General features: G+C 32.1%; 1 protein-coding gene and 1 pseudogene. Both read left to right on the plus strand.

Annotated features, from left to right (window positions below; all coding sequences use genetic code 11):
- A pseudogene (locus ACNQ0W_RS25100) lies at window positions 1-706 on the plus strand (DNA-binding protein); the annotation flags it as partial.
- 14 nt (window positions 707-720) lie between these two features.
- Complete coding sequence (locus tag ACNQ0W_RS25105) at window positions 721-1,107, plus strand: hypothetical protein (protein WP_116330048.1); 387 nt, start codon at window positions 721-723, stop codon at window positions 1,105-1,107.
- The last annotated feature ends 211 nt before the right edge of the window (window positions 1,108-1,318 follow it).

Raw genomic sequence — 1,318 nt, forward strand, 5'->3', positions numbered from 1 at the left:
ATTTAGTAATGCTTTATGCTTGCTCAATACTGATCAATTTTCTTTAACAAGAATGACTTCAATTTTCACATTTTATAAACCTACTAAAAGTTTCTTTTTCAGTGACATACAAACTAAAAAAAGCTATGAGATGAATTATAAAAATATATTTTCCCGATATGGGTATTATGATGATGAAGGTAAACCACTACTTATTCGCTCACACCAGCCACGGCACCTTTTAAACACAATAGCCCATTATGGTGAAATGTCTGAACTGGATATAGCTAAATGGTCTGGTCGTATCAATGCGAATCAGAACAGAGTTTATAACCATGTGTCAGAAGAAGATATGTTAGATAAAATCAAAGCCATTAAATTGAATAGGAGTAATTACTGTCAAAGGGAGTCAATACCCACAAATGAATTGACAATTGATTTTGATAACCTTAATCAAGGTGCAATACACTTAACTGAATTTGGTTACTGTGTACATAACTATTTAATCAAGCCTTGTGCAAAAATTAATCATCTTATTGAATGTGATAATGAAACACCGGACATTAACTCAGTAGATAGAATTAGACTGCAATCTGTCCGAGAGAAAGTAATGCAATTAAAGAGAATAACTCAGATCGCTTATGAAAATGGTGATTATGGTGCAGACAAATGGTTGCAGCACCACGAAAAAAACTTAGAAAGAATTAATAAACTTTTGAATAATTGAAACAGGAGATGCATATGGCAAAACATTTAAACAGGAGTGAAATAAAGGCAATTACACACATTATATTGACTTGGGACGGTAAAATCACATGGAGTGATTTATGTGGATCAGTGTATAAGAATCTAAACAGAACTATCACAAGGCAATCTTTAAGTGCTCATGATGAAGTTGTTGAAGCATATAGAATAAAGAAAAGTTTGTCCAATTTGAAAAAATCTGGTCTAAAGAAACCAGCTAACTTAACTATTGCGGCACAACAAATAATAAACCTTAAAGCCGAAAACGAAATGTTGAAAAAACAGAACAATAGATACAAAGAGCAATTTAGCTATTGGCAGTATAATGCTTATAGACACGGTCTTACTGTGGAACAGTTGAATAGGCCATTTAATAAAAAATAATATTTGATAGGTTACACCTATTGACAAGTTAAATAAATGCGATAAATATAAATATATGGTCAGGAAGACTATTTAACTAATGCAAGGATGCATTCTATGGACAAGAACATTATCTATCCAGAGTTTACTCTGGAAGAGCAACTTATCATTATCGTCGATAAATATATCTCAAAACGATACCAGCCAGGTGATAAAAGTTTCTCATATCAAC

Source organism: Enterobacter cloacae complex sp. 6730903 (genome assembly GCF_048283985.1).
In the GTDB taxonomy this organism is placed as follows: Bacteria; Pseudomonadota; Gammaproteobacteria; order Enterobacterales; family Enterobacteriaceae; genus Enterobacter; species Enterobacter hormaechei_C.

What these genes read in the sequence shown, in the direction of transcription:
- ACNQ0W_RS25105 (WP_116330048.1), top strand. Translation starts at nt 721, where the DNA reads ATGGCAAAACATTTAAACAGGAGTGAAATAAAGGCAATTACACACATT.